Annotated in this window: 14 protein-coding genes and 2 pseudogenes; 5 read left to right on the plus strand and 11 right to left on the minus strand. The window is 50.1% G+C overall.

The genetic code is table 11. The features are described 5' to 3' along the window. Positions 1-164: 164 nt before the first annotated feature. From ABV298_RS08080 to ABV298_RS08090, 3 genes are all read right to left on the minus strand, one after another. The gene (locus ABV298_RS08080) at positions 165-716 is read right to left on the minus strand and encodes an FtsX-like permease family protein (RefSeq protein WP_353721644.1); all 552 of its coding nucleotides are present in this window, start codon (positions 714-716) and stop codon (positions 165-167) included. Continuing rightward, positions 670-2,547: an ABC transporter permease gene (locus tag ABV298_RS08085; protein ID WP_353721645.1), complete on the minus strand. Its 1,878-nt coding sequence runs from the start codon at positions 2,545-2,547 to the stop codon at positions 670-672. Before ABV298_RS08085 ends, ABV298_RS08080 begins: the two co-directional genes overlap by 47 nt. Before the next feature lie 160 nt (positions 2,548-2,707). Further along, positions 2,708-5,086 carry an FtsX-like permease family protein gene (locus tag ABV298_RS08090; RefSeq protein ID WP_353721646.1) on the minus strand — a complete coding sequence of 793 codons (2,379 nt, stop codon included), beginning with the start codon at positions 5,084-5,086 and terminating at the stop codon, positions 2,708-2,710. Positions 5,087-5,305: 219 nt separating this feature from the next. Here ABV298_RS08090 and ABV298_RS08095 point away from each other — a divergent pair, with 219 nt between their 5' ends. Further along, positions 5,306-6,514, plus strand: a complete 1,209-nt coding sequence (locus tag ABV298_RS08095; RefSeq protein WP_353721647.1) for an ATP-binding protein — start codon at positions 5,306-5,308, stop codon at positions 6,512-6,514. A 32-nt stretch (positions 6,515-6,546) separates the two neighbouring features. Here the strand turns inward: ABV298_RS08095 and ABV298_RS08100 are convergent, their stop codons facing one another. Next, on the minus strand, positions 6,547-8,991 hold the full coding sequence (locus tag ABV298_RS08100; RefSeq protein WP_353721648.1) for an outer membrane beta-barrel family protein: 2,445 nt from the start codon (positions 8,989-8,991) through the stop codon (positions 6,547-6,549). A 256-nt stretch (positions 8,992-9,247) separates the two neighbouring features. Continuing rightward, the gene (locus ABV298_RS08105) at positions 9,248-9,589 is read right to left on the minus strand and encodes a DUF6249 domain-containing protein (RefSeq protein ID WP_353721649.1); all 342 of its coding nucleotides are present in this window, start codon (positions 9,587-9,589) and stop codon (positions 9,248-9,250) included. Positions 9,590-9,724: 135 nt separating this feature from the next. Between ABV298_RS08105 and ABV298_RS08110 the strand changes: the two genes are divergently transcribed. Both ABV298_RS08110 and ABV298_RS08115 read left to right on the plus strand, forming a co-directional pair. Next, positions 9,725-10,300: an RNA polymerase sigma factor gene (locus ABV298_RS08110; RefSeq protein WP_353721650.1), complete on the plus strand. Its 576-nt coding sequence runs from the start codon at positions 9,725-9,727 to the stop codon at positions 10,298-10,300. Positions 10,301-10,310: 10 nt separating this feature from the next. Beyond that, positions 10,311-10,808 (plus strand): hypothetical protein, encoded by a 498-nt coding sequence (locus ABV298_RS08115; protein WP_353721651.1) that lies wholly within the window; start codon positions 10,311-10,313, stop codon positions 10,806-10,808. Positions 10,809-10,845: 37 nt separating this feature from the next. Here ABV298_RS08115 and ABV298_RS08120 read toward each other — a convergent pair whose 3' ends face one another. The 5 genes and pseudogenes from ABV298_RS08120 to ABV298_RS08140 form a co-directional block, all read right to left on the minus strand. After that, the gene (locus ABV298_RS08120) at positions 10,846-11,217 is read right to left on the minus strand and encodes a hypothetical protein (RefSeq protein ID WP_353721652.1); all 372 of its coding nucleotides are present in this window, start codon (positions 11,215-11,217) and stop codon (positions 10,846-10,848) included. A 145-nt stretch (positions 11,218-11,362) separates the two neighbouring features. After that, the gene (locus tag ABV298_RS08125; protein ID WP_353721653.1) at positions 11,363-13,738 is read right to left on the minus strand and encodes an ABC transporter permease; all 2,376 of its coding nucleotides are present in this window, start codon (positions 13,736-13,738) and stop codon (positions 11,363-11,365) included. 75 nt (positions 13,739-13,813) lie between these two features. After that, positions 13,814-14,854, minus strand: coding sequence for an FtsX-like permease family protein (locus ABV298_RS08130; RefSeq protein ID WP_353723154.1), 1,041 nt, complete (start codon positions 14,852-14,854; stop codon positions 13,814-13,816). 198 nt (positions 14,855-15,052) lie between these two features. Beyond that, positions 15,053-15,250, minus strand: a pseudogene (locus ABV298_RS08135) (FtsX-like permease family protein); the annotation flags it as partial. A gap of 298 nt (positions 15,251-15,548) precedes the next feature. After that, positions 15,549-16,229, minus strand: a pseudogene (locus ABV298_RS08140) (ABC transporter permease); the annotation flags it as partial. 44 nt (positions 16,230-16,273) lie between these two features. On the opposite strand from ABV298_RS08140, the gene ABV298_RS08145 reads away from it, so the two are divergent. Both ABV298_RS08145 and ABV298_RS08150 read left to right on the plus strand, forming a co-directional pair. Then, positions 16,274-16,489 (plus strand): hypothetical protein, encoded by a 216-nt coding sequence (locus ABV298_RS08145; RefSeq protein WP_353721654.1) that lies wholly within the window; start codon positions 16,274-16,276, stop codon positions 16,487-16,489. Next, a complete protein-coding gene (locus ABV298_RS08150; RefSeq protein WP_353721655.1) occupies positions 16,489-16,890 on the plus strand; it encodes a type II toxin-antitoxin system VapC family toxin in 402 nt (133 codons plus the stop codon). Before ABV298_RS08145 ends, ABV298_RS08150 begins: the two co-directional genes overlap by 1 nt. A 2-nt stretch (positions 16,891-16,892) precedes the next feature. Here ABV298_RS08150 and ABV298_RS08155 read toward each other — a convergent pair whose 3' ends face one another. Next, positions 16,893-19,307, minus strand: a complete 2,415-nt coding sequence (locus ABV298_RS08155; RefSeq protein WP_353721656.1) for an ABC transporter permease — start codon at positions 19,305-19,307, stop codon at positions 16,893-16,895. Between the last annotated feature and the right edge of the window lie 34 nt (positions 19,308-19,341).

Raw genomic sequence — 19,341 nt, forward strand, 5'->3', positions numbered from 1 at the left:
AGATTAACGGATGGATTCTTCAATTCGACAGTCAAATTATGCACCAGCCAATTACATTGTATCAATCACCTGAAAATCAATTTTTTACATATTGATAAAACAAATCCCTGGTGTCCGGTATCGGACACGTCCCGTTCGATTTGGAACGGGACGTCATCATAGGTCTATTCGCTGCGCAGGCTCTTCACCGGATTCATGACAGCAGCCCTGATACTCTGAAAACTGACTGTCGCGAAAGCGATAACCGTGGATAACACTGCTGCGATCACGAAAACCCACCAGTAAATATCGGTCCGGTAGGCAAAGTTTTCGAGCCACCGGTCCATGCCGAAATACGCTATCGGCGACGCTACCACAAATGCAATGAGTACCAGTTTGAGAAAATCCCTGGAAAGCAACCCTACGATGCTGGCAACGGATGCCCCCATGACCTTCCTCACCCCTATTTCCTTGGTGCGTTGCATGGTGCTGTAAGACGCCAGCCCCAGCAAACCGAGACAGGAAATGAATATCGCCAGGATCGCGAAATTGAAAAACAGCTTTTCAAAACGTTCTTCGGCGCGATATTGCCTGTCAAAAAACTCGTCCATAAAGTAATAGTTGAACGGCCTGCCGGGAATCAGCTCTTTCCATTTCGCCTCCACAGCTTCAACCGTTTCTTTCAAGCGGTTACCTTCGATCTTGACCGAAACAAGCTCCGTTCCCCCCCGGCTCAATGCGCATCGTGAGGGGCTTGATGGTTTCCTGCAATGAACGGAAATGAAAGTCTTTGACCACCCCGACGATCTTGCCTTCGCGCCCCCATTGCTTGAAACGGCGACCGACGGCGTCTTCGGGTTTGGCGTACCCAAACAGTTTCGTAGCAGCCTCGTTCACTACCATGGCCTGAGTGGTATCTGTCCCGAATTCCCTCGAAAACGGCCGACCGGCTGCCATTTTCAGGCCAAATTGAGGGATATAATCAAAATCGACGAAATAGAGATCCAGGTTGGCTACCTGCAAATCACCACTTTTGTTCTCGATTTCGGAATATGCGCTGCGGTTCCCGCCTCCCGGGACACTCGACGATGCGGCTGCGGATTTCACCCCCGCAAGGCCGCGCAGCGACTCTTTGAATGCGTCGCGTTTCGGGTCGCCTTCCGTACTGACCACCAGCATTTGATCCTTGCTGAAGCCGAGATCGCGGTTGCGCATGTAGTTCATTTGTATGTACACGATCATCGTAGCGATAATCAGCGCGATCGAAATGGCAAACTGGACCGTAACAAGCCCTTTTCGCAACAAAATACCCTTGATGCTGGTGGTAAAACGTCCTTTCAGGACGGTTACCGGCTCGAACGACGATAATACCAGTGCCGGGTAAATACCGGCCAGGGCGCCGATCAGAACGGCGGCCAGTAGCATGTATATAATAAATGAAGGATCGGAAAATATGCCCGAAACGACCACTTTACCCGCCAGGTTGTTGAACAGCGGTATCAGCGCTGCCGACAGCGCGATCGAAAACGCAAATGCGATCAGGCAAAGCAGCACCGATTCGCTCACAAACTGCCTCGCCAACAACCCTTTGGCCGCACCTACCACCTTACGGATGCCTACTTCCCTCGCCCTTTCCGCGGAACGTGCGGTTGTAAGGTTCACAAAATTGATGCAGGCTATCAGCAGAATAAAAGCGGCCACTACCGAGAATACATACACGTTGTTCATGCTGCCCTTTTCCGGCACATCGCGCTCCGAATGCAAATGCACGTCCAGCAGCGGTTCGAGGAAAAGTTTGTAGGACATTTTTGCTTCCCGCATGAGCTTGCCCGCGCGGCGCTCGAGGTATACCGGGAACTTCTTTTCCAAAGCTTTGCTATCCGTGCCGGGTTTCAGGAGCAGGTAGGTAGTGGCCCCGAAATTACCCCATTGATCGTCGATCCCCCGGTTGAAGCGTTGGGTCATGGTGGTCATCGAAACGAACATGTCGCCTTTGATCTGTGAGTTTTCCGGGATGTCTTTCATGATTCCGGTAACCTTCGCGGGAAGGCCTTCGCCCGACAGCAGCAATGTCTGGCCCAGCGGGTCGCTGTCGCCAAAGTATTTTCTGGCTGCCTTTTCTGTAAAAACAAGACTCAGTGGCGCTTTCAGCGCAGTTTTGGGATCGCCCTGGATCAATTTGAAATCAAAAACATGGAAAAACGACGAGTCGGCAAACACCGTCGCTTCCTCCTGAAATTTGATATCTCCTTTCCGGACCAGAAAACTGCCGCCGTTGATTCGCGTGTAGGCTTCCACCTCCGGAAACTCCTGGCTGATCGTCGGCCCGTAGGCCCATGAAGTAATACCCGCATTAATGGTCTCCGAAGGGGTGATGACATCGGTTACCAGGCGGTAAATGCGGTCCGATTTGGAGTGAAAGGCGTCGTAAGTGAGTTCGAAATGAACATACATCGAAATCAGCAAACAGGCCGACATTCCGACGGTGAGGCCCATGATGTTGATGAACGAAAATACTTTGTGTTTCCAAAGGTTGCGGAAGGCGATTTTGAAATAGTTTTTCAACATGGCTGTCTGATAAAATTTGGCTTTAAATGTGTTCCTATATGAAATGTATACCAAAATTCAAATAGTCTGATATTCAATTGCTTAATTACTCAAAACAAAAGCAAGCTGTCCGGAACCGAACAGCCGGACAGGATCCGAAGGATACCGTTGAACGCCGTGGTCAGTCATTTTTCAAAGATGCCGCGGGATTGGCCATCGCCGCATGAACGGCCCTGAACCCGACCGTCAACAAAGTGACCAGCAGCATCGTGGCGATCGTCAGGAAATGTACCCATAACGGAATACTGATCCGGTAAGCAAAGTCCTCCAACCAACGCGACATAAAGTACCATGCGGCCGGTATCGCCAGGGCACCCGAAATGAGTACCAGCACGACAAACTCCCTCGAAAGCATTCCGACGATGCCCGCGGCCGATGCGCCCAATACTTTCCGGATGCCGATTTCCTTCGTCCGTGTTTCAGTAGTAAAAGTAATGAGCCCGAAAAGGCCCATGCAGGCAATAAAAATGGCAAGTCCCGTGAATACCGAAAACATTCCCGAAAGCCGAATTTCGTTTTTGAAAGTCTCGTTGAATGCATCGTCGAGAAAGTAGTATTCAAAAGGCATTTCGGCATCGTACTTTTTGAAAAGCCGGCCTATCGCTTTTACGTTGGCTGCAATGTCGGTTTGAGCGTCCATCCGGACATACATTACGCCCTGCGAAGCGCCGGGCATACGCAACATGTTGGCCGTATCGCTGGCTACCGACAGCATCATTGCCTTTGCGCCATGCTGCACATCCGAAAAGTCGAAGTTTTTCACGACCCCATCCACATTCATGCCTTCCATTAACTGCTGCCCGAGCGGATCGCCTTTAATACCCAACGCGTTGACGGCTATTTCGTTCAGCACGGCCTGATTGCGGCGTGCGCCGGCCATTGGCGGCATTTTCCATTGAAGGCCCAGGGTTTTCACAAATTGCTCATCCACCACCATTTGTGCTACCGCGATGTCCTTTTTGGTGACCTTATTTGGAACAAAAAACATATTGTATCCCTTGAAAAGGCCCACGTTCGCAAAAGTGGCATTCGCCACGCCGGCCTGTTGCCTTAGCGCGTTCCGGAAAGGAATGTAGTTTGCGGCCATCGACGGCCCTACCGGTATGCTCAGCACTTGTTCTTTATTGAGCCCAAGTTCTTTTCGCTGCATGAACGAGAGTTGCTCGCGTACAACCAGACTGGCGACGATCAGCGCCATGGAAACCGCGAACTGAAAGACGGTAAACGCACGCCGTACGCTTATTCCGCCGATACTGCCCGTAAACCGGCCTTTGATTACCTCCAGCGGCGCAAAACCCGACAATACAAACGCGGGATAGCTGCCCGCGATCAATGCGGTGAGCGCCAGCAAGCCCGCCAGGAACGACAAAAAGAACGGAGATACGACGAAGGAGGTATCGATCCGCAGACCCAGCAGCGCATAAAATGGCCGACTCAGATAAAAGACCATCAGCAGCCCCAGACCAAAAGCCAGGGCACATACCAACGCCGACTCCATGTAAAACTGACCACCTAGCCCTGCGCGCGTGGCGCCTACGACCTTTCGCACGCCTACCTCACGTGCGCGCTGCGTCGCCCGCGCTGTGGTGAGGCTCATGTAATTGAACAAGGCGAGCACCAGCACCGCCATAGCCGCAACGGAGAAAATAGGGATCAGCTTGTTATTACCGGCTTCATTGAATGCACCGCCGAGGTGCATGTCGTCGAGACTTTCCAGTACATATTGAGGTTGCAACTCGCCGGTTAGTTCTTTCAAAGGTTTAAGCCGGTTGATACTCCGCTCGGCCAGCGCTTTCGAAACGCCGGAATTCAGAAGCAGGTATACATTGAAATTGCCCATTCCGGCTTCCCAATTCTTCCGGTTTTCCGGGCTCAATGCGGGATAGGTAGCATTGGAAATGATGAAATCGAAGTCCAGTGAAGAGTTGGAGGGCGGATTCCGGGCTACTCCTGTAATCTGAATGAGATGTTTCCCTTCGTACAGGAGCGTTTTACCGATCACGTCGGTATTTCCAAAGTATTTCACCGCCGCCCGCTCGGAAACCACCATCGAAAGGGGCTTTTGCAGCGCATCCGCGGCATCCCCTTTTTCGAGCGGGAAACTGAATACGCGGAAAAACGACGGATCGGCGAACAGGACATTCTTTTCCAGCACCACTTCCTCCTTCCGCGCGGGATTCACCATCGCAACATTCCGGTAGGACGGCAAAATTCTGACGTAATCCGCTACCTGCGGCACGCCTTCCGCCACCGCGGGGCCGAAGCTGGCGGCAAAAGTATTCATCTGAAATTCATTATCGCCCATTTTCACCTTGCCAAGCACACGGTGAATGTCGCTATGCCGGGCATGGAACCTGTCGTAGCTGTGCTCATGAACGACGAACATCAATATGAGCGTAGAAACGCATATGCCCGCCGCAAGGCCAAGGACGTTGATCAGCGAATACATTTTGTGCCTGAACAGGCTGCGAACGGCGATTTTGAGGTAGTTTTTAAGCATAAGTCTGGCGAAAAGGCATGGCCACTGATTTGCAAACCGGCTACAAATTCGTACCAAAATATTAAGCCATTCAATATCAAATATTTACTCCCAAACCGGTGTCCAAAACCGGACACCTCAAGTGTTAAATGTTACTAGTCAATATTGTTCATTACTAATAGACAATATTGTTTGATACAAAAGTATAAGATTGTTATCTTTGAATCATTTACCCAATCGATGATACTGAAAAGCACCATAGCAAGCGTTGCAGAGGCGCAAAAGGCCAACCTGTCGGCCCTGGAACCGGGGCTGGAAAGAACCGCATTAGATAAACTGCCGGACATTACTTCGCACGCACTCATCGTGTCGGGTGTGCGGCGTTGCGGCAAGAGTACGCTCTTACATCAGTTGTTGCGCGAAAAACATCCCGATGCTTTTTACCTGAACTTTGAGGACACCCGGTTGTACGATTTTGAGCCTTCGGATTTCGTCCGGCTGGACAGCCTGGTAACCGAAACGGACCGGCATGTGCTTTTCTTCGACGAAATCCAGATCGTCGACCGGTGGGAAACGTACGTCCGGCAGAAGCTCGATGAAGGCTGTAAAATCGTGATCACCGGCTCTAATGCTTCCCTGCTAAGCCGCGAACTCGGCACGAAACTTACCGGCCGGCAAATCACCCGGGAGCTTTTTCCGTTTTCCTATTCCGAATTCTGCACCTACCGGAAGACTGCGCCATCTGCCGATGCGGCCCGCGATTATATGGCAACCGGCGGCTTTCCGGAATATGTCAAATCGGGGCTCGAAGAGATCATGCACCATTTGTTCGAAGACATCCTGATACGCGACATCGTGGTGCGTTATGGCGTGCGGGACGTACGGACTTTACAGCGGCTTGCATTGTACCTCGTTTCCAATGTGGGCAGGCTTATAACCGGTAACAGGCTGAAAACGATGTTTGAAGCAGGTTCTACCAGCACGATGATGGACTACCTTTCGTATTTGGAATACACCTACCTGTTCCATTTCGTACCGAAGTTCAGCTATTCGCTGCGCAAGCAGCTCATCAACCCGCGTAAGGTATATGCGATCGACACCGGGTTGGTGAATGCCAATTCCGGTTCATTTACGGATGATTTCGGCAGCCTGTTCGAAAACCTGGTTTTCCTGCATTTGCGGAGAAATTATAAGGAAATCCATTATTTCTCGGAAAAAAGCGGATGTGATTTCATCGTATCGGAAAAAGGCGCTGTGCGGCACGTGGTGCAGGTTTGCTATGATTTGAACCACGACAATATGGACCGCGAGCTCAAAGGGCTCTTCGAAGCCCTGGCCCATTTCGGGTTGAAAGAGGGGACGCTGGTAACGTTCAACCAAACCGACGAATTCGAGCGGGAAGGCATGAAAGCCATCGTTGTCCCGGCCCATCGATATCTGGCTGACTGAACGAGGCGGGGCCCGCAGGCCCCGTCTCCTTGTCAATTGCCGCTATTCTGGACGTCGTCGTTGCGAATGCCCCTTTTGTTCTTTTTAATGCCGTCTTTCAATTTCCCAAATTTGTAGTTCAGGCTGAAATTGAACGACCGGAAGTAATTCCAGCGGTCGGTAAACTGGTCGAAATCCGGACCGAAAGTTTCGTTGTTAAACCTCCTGAATTTGGTAAACGGATTACTCACGGCAGCTGAAAGCGACAGCTTGTCCTTCACCACATCCTTATTCACGCTGAACGACGTGCTTTGGATTGAATTCGTCGTACCTTGCAAATTCACGCCAGGGCCATTGGCGTTGAGATTGGCATTCACGCGCCAGTCTTTCGGCAACTTGTAGCCGGTAGAAAGTGAGAGCTGGTACATTACCCCGCTGTTGGTGATCTCCACACCGTTCACGATACCCGTTACCTTGCCGTGCGCAATACGGAAGTTGGTGCTGAAATTCCATTTTTTGGTGATGGGGTAATTCGCATTCAGGTTACCGCTGATGAGCCGCGCGCGGCCGGTATTGCCGTAAGACCTGCGCGTGATCTGCGTTTCGGGATTAAAAACGGCGATCTGGAAAATAAGGTCTTTAAAATGCGTGTAGCCTATGCCAAAATTGATATTCCCTTTTTTGGCCTTGTTGTAACTCAATTGCAGATCGTTCACAAATGCGGGCCGCAGATCGGGGTTACCGGTGCGCTCGAAGCTCGGGTTGGAACGGTCGATAAACGGATTGAGTTGCCAGATACCCGGCCGCTGAATCCGCTTGCTGTACCCGAAGTTGATCCCCGCATTGTTTTTTAACTTCCGGTTGACCGACACGGAGGGGATCAGGTTAAAATAATTCTGCGTCACTTTCGAATCGGTGGAGATGAAATCGGCGTCGATAATCGTCTGTTCAATGCGTGCGCCGGCCTTAACGCCCCAGTTCTTGAAATTGTATTGGTAGGTATTGTAAGCGCCGAATACCTTCTGGGTATTGTTGTATTTATTGCTCATAGCGGCATCCGGGTCGTACGAATTGGTTTCCGCATTGAAAACCGCGTACTGGAAATCGCTCTTGTTATCGCGCATGATGCCTTTGACACCTGCTTCAATATTCAGTTTTTTAACAGGGTACACCAGGTCCACCTGGAAAGTCTGCTCTGAAAAACTCTGGTCGTTGATCTGCCGGTAGTCGGGACGATCGTAGTTGATACGGTCGGAGATATGTATGTTACCGGTCTGCTTGTTATCGTAGCCATAGTAGCGGTAAGAAAAGGTCAGCAAGCGGTTTTTATCGGATTTAAAACCTTTTTGATAGTTGACCGCCGCGTCACGGCCCGCGCCCCTGTCAGAATTCCTGTTGGTGACATTATAACGTTCGAGGATTTCGTCACCGGCATTTAAAAGCGACGCCTGGTAGCCGTTCTCCCGGTTCCGGCCCCCATTGACGTTCAATTGGGCACTCAGCAGGTTGAGCGTATCGATTTCGTAGGTGATCTCGTAGCCCACATAGCCATTCTTGTTGTTGACCTCGTTCCAGCCGCGCTGGTCGAGTTCCGTGGGGTTGGTCCCCTTGGTCACACGGTTTGTGAGCGACTGGGTCGATGGGGTTTTGTATTGATTCACACCCGCATTCAGCGACATTCCGATCTTCCCGAGCTGGGCCGAGAGCGAGCCACCGACTCCCGGTCCGCCCGTTGGGAAGCGTTCGCTGATATTGAGCGTGCCATTGTACCCGTTGTCTATTTTTTTATTGGTAATGATGTTGATAATCCCCGCCAGCCCTTCCGCATCGTATTTCGCGGGCGGCGTGGTGATCACTTCTATGCGCACGATCGACGACGCCGGCATGCTACGCAGCACATCCTTATAGCTCCGCTCCACCATACTTGAAGGCTTGCCGTTGATCAGGATCTTGAAATCGGTATTGCCTTTGAGTGAAATGTTGTCCTCGGCATCCAGCGACAGGTAGGGCACTTTCCGCATCATTTCGAGCACGCTGTAGACCTTACTCTCGGGATCGGCTTCGAGATCGTAACTGATCCGGTCGACCTCTTGCTTTACAATCGGTTTCAGGGCCGTAACCGTCACTTCTTTGAGCCCTACCGCCTGCTGGCTGATTGTAATGTTTCCCAAATCGATGTGCTGGCGGGTACTATCCGTCAAATCGACATCGACAATCTTGTTCTTGTAACCTACCCCAACCAGTACCAATGCATATTTCATTGGTTTCAGGTTCTGAAAAGTAAATGACCCGTCGGCCTTTGAGAAATCGACTTTCACCGCCGTGTTTTTATCCTTCATGAGATTGACAGTAACAAAATCGAGCACTTTGCCGGTTGCGGAATCGGCAACGACACCTTTGATGCTTCCTCCCAAAGGAGCTACCTGTGCGAACGAATCCTGGCAGCAAATCAGTGCCGGAATCAGAATGGACATGAGTAGTTGGAATAATGTTTTCATAGGAAAAAATTTCATGGCTAATAGATTTTCGAAAAGGCATAGGAATTCCGGCAAGAGATTTAGGCTCTTTTAAGGCTCTGGATTGGTATATCGGCAAACTGTACTAAATGGGTATCGACATACCAATGCAGAATAGCAAATCAATCGACATTACAAATGTATAAGAAGGTACTTTGTGATGCAAGGTACTAGGCCTGATTTTCCATATAAAATGATGAACGGTGAAACAACTCGGTTGACCGGCAATGTCTGAAAGCTAGTCGGCCTGCCGGGATTTGTTCAGATACCTTTCAATAAGGAAATTAAGGATAAGACTAACACCGCCGAAGAGGAAAACCATCGCCAGATAGGCCACCCCTTTGCTGAAATCGTAGGATTTATCCAGCCAGTTACCCGTGAGGATACCAAGCGCAATGCCTACGAAAAGCATACCGAATTTCAATGTTGGATAATACGATTGGTTCTTATCCGAAAAGATGGACGCGTCGGCCCCCTTCTCGATCAGCGCTATACGTTCGCGATGGCGCGTCATCAGGAACACATAGACAATCCCGAATATGCCCAGAAAAGCGGCAACAGAAACAAGTACGCCATTCATGACTAAAAGATGGTTAAATTTCGAATGTTACCCATTGGACAGCGCCGGAGCTTCGGTGGTTACAGCTTATCGAAATTTTTCTTCAAAAAAAATACAGCTCCGATATTGTAACCGGCTTCGCGGCAATGCAGTCTAATGAGCAGAATAGCCATCGAATGCATGAAGAACCACGACGACCGGGTCCATATCGAAAACGTAAAGCAAGGCAACCTTGCCTCATATACCTATCTGGTCGAGAAGTACAAAAACATGGCATTCACGATTGCCATGAAGATCCTCTCGAATGCGCAGGACGCCGAGGATGTGGCGCAGGAAAGTTTTGTGAAAGCTTATATGCAGATCGGCAGCTTCGAAGGGAAATCCAAGTTCTCAACCTGGCTTTACACCATTGTTTATCGAACGGCCGTTTCGAAATTACAGCAACCCCGGCTCGCATTGCGAAGCATCGACGACGAATTTGAAGAAAACTACCATTATGAACACAGCCCACCGCCGTTGGAAGCGTTGCAGGCGCGTGAGCGAGAGCAATTTGTAAAGGACGCGATCAACCGCCTGCCCAAAATGGAGGCATTAATCGTCACTTTGTATTACCTCAATGAAAGCCCCATCGAAGAAATCGAACAGATCACCGGGCTTTCGAACAGTAACGTGAAAGTAAAGCTGTTCCGGGCCAGGAAGGTGCTGGGCAAAGAATTGCAATTTTTGTTATAATGCGGGAATTATGGAGCCGATGGACGACAAACAGGAAGCGCATTTCAAAAAACTGATCCGGGAGGCCGCCACCGACGCGCCTTCGGACGCGTTCACGCAGGCGGTTATGCAGCGCGTGCACGAGGAAGCGGCATTTCGTGCCTTAATGCGGCAAAATACGCTTGACGTGGCACCCGGGGCATTCACTAATGCGGTTATGGCGAAAATAGAAGCCGGCAGGAAAGTCGTCGCTCGGGAACCGGTCATTTCGCGCCGGTCGTGGTACTGGATTGCCGCCTGCTGGGCGGCATTGATCGTAGCGTGCTTTTTCTTGCCTGGCAATGAGCCGCAATACGCATTTTTCAGCAAATTGAATGCGCGACTGATGTCTAGCCAGGTTTTCGACCAGAAGTTTGATACAATTCCGCAGCCTGTGATGCTTACGGTCATCGGGCTTTCGTGCCTTATGTTGCTTGATTATTATCTGCGAGGCAAATGGATATCCGCAGGTAAAACGGCCAGATCCTGAGACCTGGCCGTTCGCTCATGGCTATTTTTTTAATCGGTTATCCCCGGCGGTTGTAACGGTTGTCGAAGTGGTGCTGATAAGCGAACAGACGCTGGCGTTGTGCGGGTGTCAGCACAGCCAGGATTTCTTTTTGCTTTTCTTCTTCCAGTCGTTTCATGCCCTGGTAGGTGTGGTATCTTTGACTTCTGCCGATCAGGCGGTCATATTTGTTCTCGATCTTTTTGATCTGGTTCTCCTGCTTGCGGCTCAGCTTCACGATCTCGTCCAGCTTGTTGATCTTGAACTCCTCACGGACGTTATCGGCGCGGGCGTCGATCACGACTTTGGCAGGTTGGCTATATCGTTGGGCAAAAGTATTTCCAGCAGTGAAAGTAACTATTGCAGCGATAGCGAAAATGATCTTTTTCATGGTTTCCAGTGGTTAAATTGTTTGTTTATGTCTTTTAGAGGCACATTTTGACCCCAAGTTTAACCCACTGGAAACGCAATCTACGAAATGTCACTGCTGGTAGATGATAGGCTGGTTTTGATCGACGAATGGCTTGCCGAAAACATCATTCACTCCGCAGCGATTTAACCGGATTCATCAAAGCTGCCTTGATCGCCTGGAAGCTGACTGTAAGCAGCGTGATGGCTACCGCGAGCAGTGCCGCAACGACGAACACGACCCAACTTAATTGAATATGATACTCGTATTTATCCAGCCAGTCGCTCAGGAAATAGAGCGCAATGGGTGAAGCGATGACGCATGAGATAATCACCAGATATACAAATTCTTTGGAGAGCATCGCCCACATCTGCGCCACGCTCGCGCCCAATGCTTTACGGATACCGATCTCCTTCGTACGCTGCTCGGCGGTATAAGCGGCCAGTCCAAACAGCCCCAGGCAGGAAATAAACACCGCCAGCACCGCAAATACCCGCGCCAGCTTCCCGATCTGCTCCTCAGACCTGAATTTGGCGTCATATTCGTCGTCTGCAAACTTGAATTCGAACGGCGAATCCGGATCGTGTTTACGGAAAACCGCCTCTACTTTCTTCAAAGCCTTCTCTACGGGCGCGCCCGGCGTAAGTTTGACGTTGATCAGGCTGGCCCATTCGTAGTTCAGCATAAAAATAGTCGGCACGGCCGGCTCGTAAGGCGATTGCATGACCATGTCTTTGATGACACCGACCACCTGCCGCGGCTTGCCGTTGTAGCGGATCGTTTTGCCAATGATATTTTTAAGACCGGTAAGCTTGACGGCCGATTCGTTGAGGATGAATGCGGCGGTGTCGGTGGAGAACTCCCTCGAAAAATCGCGACCGTCGACGATTTTCCAGCCAATGGTTTTACCAAAATCATGCGTACAGGCGATCGTCCCGAATAATGGTACCGAGCCAGGCTCCAGTCCTTCCCATTCAAAGCCGATCTGATTGGAGTAGATGCCCGTAGTAGGGCTCGACGACTCGCTCATTTCGTAAACAGCGCCCGTTTTGAGCAAATCATCTCGCAAAGGATAATATTTGCCCCATAGATTGGGCGAGATATTAATCTGCAAAAGTCCCTGACGGTCGTAACCAACAGGCCGGTCTTTGGCATGCTGGATTTGCTGAAATACGATGATTGTCCCGATAATAAGCGTAATTGAAACAGTGAATTGCAAGACGACCATCACCTTCCGTGGAACAGCCGAATATTTGCCAACCCGGAATGTGCCTTTCAGAACGGAGAGCGGGTTGAACGACGAGAGGTAAAACGCCGGGTAACTTCCGGCTACCAGGCCTGTAAACAATGCGAAGGCGATCAAAACCAGCCAGAACTGCCAGTAAAAGAACGGAAACTTCACTTGCTTGCCCGCCAGGCCGTTGAATGCCGGTAACGAGACGAGTACGATCAGGATCGCCAGTACCAGCGCAAACATGACAACCAGGAACGATTCGCTCAAAAATTGGGCTATCAACTGGCTTTTGAGCGACCCGATCGACTTGCGGATACCCACCTCCTTGGCCCGTTTCTCCGACCTGGCCGTGCTCAGGTTCATGAAATTAATGCAAGCCAGAAGCAGCACAAAAGCGCCGATTATGCCAAAAAGCCATACGAACTGAATACGCCCGCCTACATTCCGGCCGTCCTTGAAATCGGAATACAGGTGCCAGCGGCTCATCGGATGCAGCAAATATTGCGGCTTATCGGTTTTTGAGAATGCGTGCGGCATTTCCACATCCCGGATTTTACGAGAAACCGTGGCGATATCCGCGTGATCGGCCACCTGCGCGAACCATTGGAAAGAGTGGTTACCCCATTGTGTTTGTGCTTCCTTCACCCAGCCCTCTGCTTGCAGGTAGTCGTTCCATGGCAGGATCAGGTACAATTCATTGAAATTCGAATTAAAAGGAATATCCTCATAAACGCCCGTCACCTTCACATCTTTCTTGATATCGAGTTTGAGCGCTTTGTTCAACGGGTCAGCATCACCGAAAAGTGCTTTGGCGAGCGATTCGCATATCACCACCGATCCCGGGTTTTTCAGTGCATTATAATCGCCTCGGATCATTTTCAGGCCCAGCATTTCGGGAAGCGAAGGCTGCGCCCACATACCCGTTTTATTGATCTTCTTATCGCCATTAGCCAGCAAATGCCCGAAATTCCAGGAAGCCAGCGCGGTATGCCGGAAATCCGCCGGATACTTCGTCGCCATTTCCGTTACCGAAGGAATGGAAACCGCCGTGCCGGTACCGGTTTCGCCATTGAAGGTCTGGCTGATCCACGCCTGCACGATGCGATCGTAGTTTTTGTGGTATTTGTTATAGGAAAGTTCATCCCAAACCCACAAGCCGATCAGCATCGTTACGGCAATGCCTACTGCAAGCCCGACGATGTTGATCAGCGAATAAACTTTGTTTTTAAGAAGGTTTCGGAGCGCGATTACCAGATAGTTCTTGATCATGGCCGGTTGATATAAGAAGCGTTTAAAAAGTCATTTGGGGAAAGATGAAAAAAAACTATCGCCGGTTGCACGGTTTCATTCGCTCCTCAATGCTTTTACGGGATTGGTAAGGGCCGCCCTTATACTCTGGAAGCTGATCGTTACCAGGGCGATCAGCACCGCCGCGATACCGGCTACCATAAAGAGCCACCAACTGATTTGCACTTTATAGCTGAAATCCTGTAACCATTCATTCATGAAGTACCAGGCAATCGGCGACGCGATTACCAGCGCAATCACCACCAGCTTGATAAAATCGATCGAAAACAGTCCGAAGATATTCATTGCCGATGCTCCGATCGCCTTGCGGATGCCCATTTCCTTGGTACGCGATTCGGCCATGAACGCAACCACACCATACAGGCCAAGGCATCCGATAAATATCGCGATGAAGCTCAGGATTTTAAAGAGTGAGAGAAACTTGGCTTCTTTCTCATAGAAACTGTCGATCGTCTGGTCAAAGAAAGTGTATTTGAACAAATAGTCCGGGAAGAGGGCGGACCATGCTTTTTCAATGCGGTTGATCTGCTCGATCCCCGCATTCTTATCCAGTTTTACGCTCAAAGTCTGGTAGTTATCCCGCATGGTCGTCATTACGCAGGGGATAATTTCCTGATGCAGGGTGTAAGTATTGAAATTTTTCACAACCCCTACGACGGGTAGCTTAAAATCGCTGCCCCCGATGGTAAGCCGCTTTCCGATGATGTCCTGAAGGTTTTTGAAACCCATTTTTTGGGCAAAAGCTTCATTTACCACGTATTCCCGGATCGTGTCCGAGGGCAGATACATTCTGCCGGCCGCCATTTTCAAACCATAAGTATTGAAGTAAGCCGTATCGGCCGGACGCATCACTACCTCAAAATCAAGAAACTCCGCATCGTTCTCATATTTAAAAGCAGTCTGCCAGTTGCTTCTCGACATCGGGGTAAAGGCGCTGTAAGTAATCGCTTTGACGCCGGGAATCGCCTGGATATCGGACCGCAATTTTTCCAGAACCCCCTTCTCCTGATTAGGAATGGCAATATTTACGATCTCATCCTTCTGAAAGCCCAAATCCATCGAACTGAAATATTTCATCTGGGTGTAAGCAATCAGCGTACCGATCAGGATTACCTGGGAAATAGAGAATTGAAGTACGATCAGGCTTTTCCGCAGGCTGGACTGGCCGCTGCCCGCGCTCTGCATCTTGCCTTTCAAAGCAAGTATAGGCTGGTACCCAGAAACAACCAGCGCCGGATAAAATCCCGCAAGGAAAGTCGTAATAACCGTTAGCACGAGGCAACACAACAACACGTCGCGATCCCGAAAGAACACTACATTCTCGGACTTTACATTCAGGATATTGCCGACATACGGAAGCAGTATTTGCGCCAGAACAAGCGCCAGGATCACCGAGAATACCGTGATGATTCCGGTTTCCGAGAAATATTGCCGCAACAGCTGCCCTCTGGTGCTGCCCAGCACTTTCCGCACGCCTACTTCGCGCGAGCGGCGGAGCCGCCTGCGCGGTAGCGAGGTTCACGAAGTTCACGCAAGCCGTAATCAGAATAAAAATGCCGACAAGCGACATGGCCCAGATCATCCCTTTACTGATCGAACGGTTGGCATAATTACCTGTTTTCGTAGCAAAATGAATGTCTTTGACGGGTTGTAGTACGAATTTTACCTTTTCGGCGTCCTTGGGTTTTCTGTATTTGGTATTGAATGCCAATAGCTGTTGCTCAAACTGTGCTTCGCTCACATTTTCGGGCAGCATCAGATACACCTGGCCACCACCGTAGGTCGAAACCCAGTCGTCCCAATTCGTGAATGCGCCAAAGTCCTTCAACGACGCGAACGACAGCATCGTCGTAAACGGCAGGTTCGTTGTGACGGGCGGATCGGCCACAACCCCGGTTACGACGAAATCCATCTGATTTCTTACCCGGATACGCTTCCCCATCGGGTCGGTATCTCCGAAATATCTCCGGGCCTGTGTTTGCGTCAGTACGACCGAGCCCGGATTTTTCAGCGCCTGCCCGGGCGCACCTTTCAGCCATTTATAGTCGAACATCCGGAAATATTCCGGGCCGATAAAGGCCACATTGTAACCGGGGTCAGAGAATTTTTTCTTCTCCGAGCCTTGCGTGACGGTGATCAGCGTCTCGCGCAAACCATAGGTACATGTGACCTGATCCCTGATTTCCGGAAAATCGTTACGTAATGCGGCGAGCGCAGGAAGCGGAATTCCCGCACCAAATCCCTTCTCCCCATCCTCCACGCTGTGATTCAGCAAGCGGTACAGGCGATCGGCGTTCTTGTGATGGCGGTCGAAACTGAGCTCATACCGGACTGTAAAAAAGATCAGCAGGCAACACGCCAGGCTCAGCGTAAGCCCTGTAATGTTGATCAATGTAAAATTCCAGTTGCGCCGAAGGTTTCTGAATGAGGTCGTTAGATAGTTTTTGATCATGGCACCTTATTTTCTATTTTTGAATACAATTAATAGATTTCCTTATGTTGACTTCTGTTAGCGGAATTTATGAGAACGGGAAAATCACATTAGACGAAATTCCCGTAATTCGAAAGAAATCAAAGATTGTCGTGACGTTCCTGGAAGAAATGGACGAACCGAATCACCCAAAGCGCCGCCTGGGCGGCCTGAAAGGGAAAGTTGGTACTCCTGATGATTTTAATGCTCCATTGGACGACCTCGCTGACGATATGCTTTGATGAGATACCTGCTAGATACCCAAATCGCCATTTGGTCGCTGGAAGACCATGCCGGTCTCAAACCAACAGTCCGCAATCTTCTGGAAGATGCTAACAATGCCATATTTATCAGCCCGATAAGCTTATTGGAAATATCCATTAAACTTAAACTTGGCAAGCTTCCACAATTTAAAGTGAGTATCGAAAAAGTTACCAGACAAATCCTGAAAGACGGATTTGAATTGCTTCCGCTCGAACTCGACCATACCTTTGCATATCAATCAATTCCACTTTACGACGACCACCGGGACCCCTTCGACAGGATGTTACTCGCTATTGCTTTTCGCGAGCAAATTCCGATCGTTTCTTCCGATGAAAAGTTCCTCCGGTACCAATCCTCTGTCTCGATTATATTAAATTGACCCTACTCGCTCCTCAACGACTTCACCGGGTTCATTAATGCCGCTTTGACGCTCTGGAAGCTGACGGTAACCACTGCCACAAGCCCGGCGGCGAAACCGACCGCCACGAATACCAGCGGACTGATTTCAATGCGGTAAGGATAATTGTCCAGCCATAGTTGCATAAAATACCAGGCGGCCGGGGTGGCGATCAGGATAGCGATGAGGACCAATTTTACAAAGTCTTTCGAAAGCACAAACACCAGATTCGGGATGCTTGCACCCAGCACCTTACGCACGCCGATTTCCTTCGTGCGCTGCTCCATGACGATCAATGCGACGGCGAATAGCCCGAGACACGACAAAATCACCGCCACGCCCGACGCCAGGCTGAATATCTGCGACAACCTTTCCTCTTCCTTATACCACGCATTGGTATTTTCATCGATGAACGAACCCTTAAACTCCGATTCGGGTGTTATTTCCTTCCAAACGGCTTTCAGTTTCTCCATCGACGTCACCAGGCTCTGGGGCGTCACACGTACAAAAATGTAACCGATTCCATCGGAATGGGAAAGATACATTGTGATCGGTTTTTTCTCGGATTTGGAAGAGTACAGGTTAAAATCGGGAACGACGCCGATAATCTGGTGCTTGACGCCGGCCGTGTCGGTCTGAAAGAACTTGCCGACGGGGTCCTTTTCGCCGATGGCTTTGGCCATGCTTTCGGTGATAATGACCCGCCCCATGGAATCAGTCGGATAAGCCGGGTCGAATTCCCTCCCTGCCAGGAGTTTGATATTTAAAGTTTTGAGGTAGTCATAACTGATATGCAGCCAGTCGGTGGTTACCTCGCGGTCTTTGAAAGTGAACCCGATTACGCTTCGTGAAGTACTTCTGTCGAGCCCTAGGCCCATGTTGACGCCGGAGCCGGTGATGCTTACGATATTCGGATCGTTGGCCAGGCGGTTCCGCATCCTGCGCAGGGCGGTTTGCCCGTTGACCTTGCTTCCCACCGGAATGCTGATTACCTGCTCCTTCTGAAAGCCCAGCGGCTGGTTACGAAGGTGATCAACCTGCTGCATGGCGATGATAGTACAACAAATAAGCAGGCTCGACAATGCGAACTGGGCAATGATCAGCGAATTCCGCAGTAAACCGGGCTTTTTAAGCGATACTTTTCCCTTCAGAACTTCCACCGCGTTGAACCTTGACATTTGCAACGCCGGATAACCACCCGCCACTAATGTCACGAACAGGAACAGCCCGACGAGCAGCGCGATTTTGTCCGGCTCCAAAATGTATTCCAGGGTCAGCTTGGACCTGAAAGCCGCATTAAATGCCGGCAGCGATAATACTGCCAGTACTACGCCTGTCAAAAAACCAAGGAAACACACCACAGCCGCTTCGCCCCAGATCTGAAAGAAAAGCTGCTTTTTCAGCGCACCGAGCGACTTCCGCACACCCACTTCCCGCGCACGGATAAACGAGCGCGCGACGTTCAGGTTTATGAAATTGATGCAGGCGATCAGCAGGATAAACAGCCCAATGCCCATCAATGCATAAATCAGCGAACCCTCCTTGCCTCCGGAAATCTCGCGGTTAAAATGGCAGTCTTCAAGCCTTTGAAGACGCAGGGCGTACACATCTCCCCTGTCGTCGGGCGTTGCGCCTTTCTTTTTCAATTGGGTAAATGTCTCGGCGAAATACTTGGCAGTGAAAGACCTGAGTTTCTTTTCGAATGCGAGTTTGTCGATCCCCGGCTTCAACTTCACAAAAACGCTATGTGAAAATGCATCCCACTGGTCCTTTTGTTCCTGGTAACCACCAACATTCTCGCTCCGCAAAAAACCGTCGAATTGCAGGGTGGAATTTTCAGGAAAATCGGCCAGAACGCCTGTCACTACATATTGCTTTTTATTCCCTTCCAGGCCGATATTGATACGCTTGCCCATTGGATCCTCATCCCCGAAAACCGCCTTGGCCATATTCTCGGTGATGACGATGCTGCTTAGGTCCTGCAAGGCGGTCTGCGGCCCTCCCTTGACAAAAGGGAAGGAGAAGATTTGAAAGAAATCGGGTTCGGTGAATTTGATATTCTTGTCGAGGTATTTCCCTTTGTACTCCACCACATTCGAGCCGTTGATAATCCGGGCAATGGATTCAATTTCCGGATAATCCTCCTTCAACGCCGGCGTAATCGGAAACGGCATCGATGCCGTACGATCGACACGCTCCGGGTCGTTCGCGAAAAAGTACAGTTCATATATCCTTTCCTTGTCCGCATGAAAATTATCGTAGGAAAGCGCGAAATAGGCTGTCAAAAAAAGAAAAACGCTGACGCAGAACGCCACCGACAGACCCACGACATTGATAAACGCGTAACCCTTGCTCTTCCAAAGGTTACGCAGCGCGATTTTGATATAATTCTTAAACATAAGAAGGTATTTTTAAGGACAAGCGGAAAAGAGA

The organism is Dyadobacter sp. 676, from assembly GCF_040448675.1.
GTDB lineage: Bacteria > Bacteroidota > Bacteroidia > Cytophagales > Spirosomataceae > Dyadobacter.

Bases quoted from the DNA above. Each gene is read 5' to 3' on its own strand.
- ABV298_RS08085 (WP_353721645.1), bottom strand. From the start codon at position 2,547: ATGTTGAAAAACTATTTCAAAATCGCCTTCCGCAACCTTTGGAAACAC.
- ABV298_RS08090 (WP_353721646.1), bottom strand. From the start codon at position 5,086: ATGCTTAAAAACTACCTCAAAATCGCCGTTCGCAGCCTGTTCAGGCAC.
- ABV298_RS08095 (WP_353721647.1), top strand. From the start codon at position 5,306: ATGATACTGAAAAGCACCATAGCAAGCGTTGCAGAGGCGCAAAAGGCC.
- ABV298_RS08100 (WP_353721648.1), bottom strand. From the start codon at position 8,991: ATGAAAACATTATTCCAACTACTCATGTCCATTCTGATTCCGGCACTG.
- ABV298_RS08105 (WP_353721649.1), bottom strand. From the start codon at position 9,589: ATGAATGGCGTACTTGTTTCTGTTGCCGCTTTTCTGGGCATATTCGGG.
- ABV298_RS08110 (WP_353721650.1), top strand. From the start codon at position 9,725: ATGAGCAGAATAGCCATCGAATGCATGAAGAACCACGACGACCGGGTC.
- ABV298_RS08115 (WP_353721651.1), top strand. From the start codon at position 10,311: ATGGAGCCGATGGACGACAAACAGGAAGCGCATTTCAAAAAACTGATC.
- ABV298_RS08120 (WP_353721652.1), bottom strand. From the start codon at position 11,217: ATGAAAAAGATCATTTTCGCTATCGCTGCAATAGTTACTTTCACTGCT.
- ABV298_RS08125 (WP_353721653.1), bottom strand. From the start codon at position 13,738: ATGATCAAGAACTATCTGGTAATCGCGCTCCGAAACCTTCTTAAAAAC.
- ABV298_RS08130 (WP_353723154.1), bottom strand. From the start codon at position 14,854: ATGAAATATTTCAGTTCGATGGATTTGGGCTTTCAGAAGGATGAGATC.
- ABV298_RS08145 (WP_353721654.1), top strand. From the start codon at position 16,274: ATGTTGACTTCTGTTAGCGGAATTTATGAGAACGGGAAAATCACATTA.
- ABV298_RS08150 (WP_353721655.1), top strand. From the start codon at position 16,489: ATGAGATACCTGCTAGATACCCAAATCGCCATTTGGTCGCTGGAAGAC.
- ABV298_RS08155 (WP_353721656.1), bottom strand. From the start codon at position 19,307: ATGTTTAAGAATTATATCAAAATCGCGCTGCGTAACCTTTGGAAGAGC.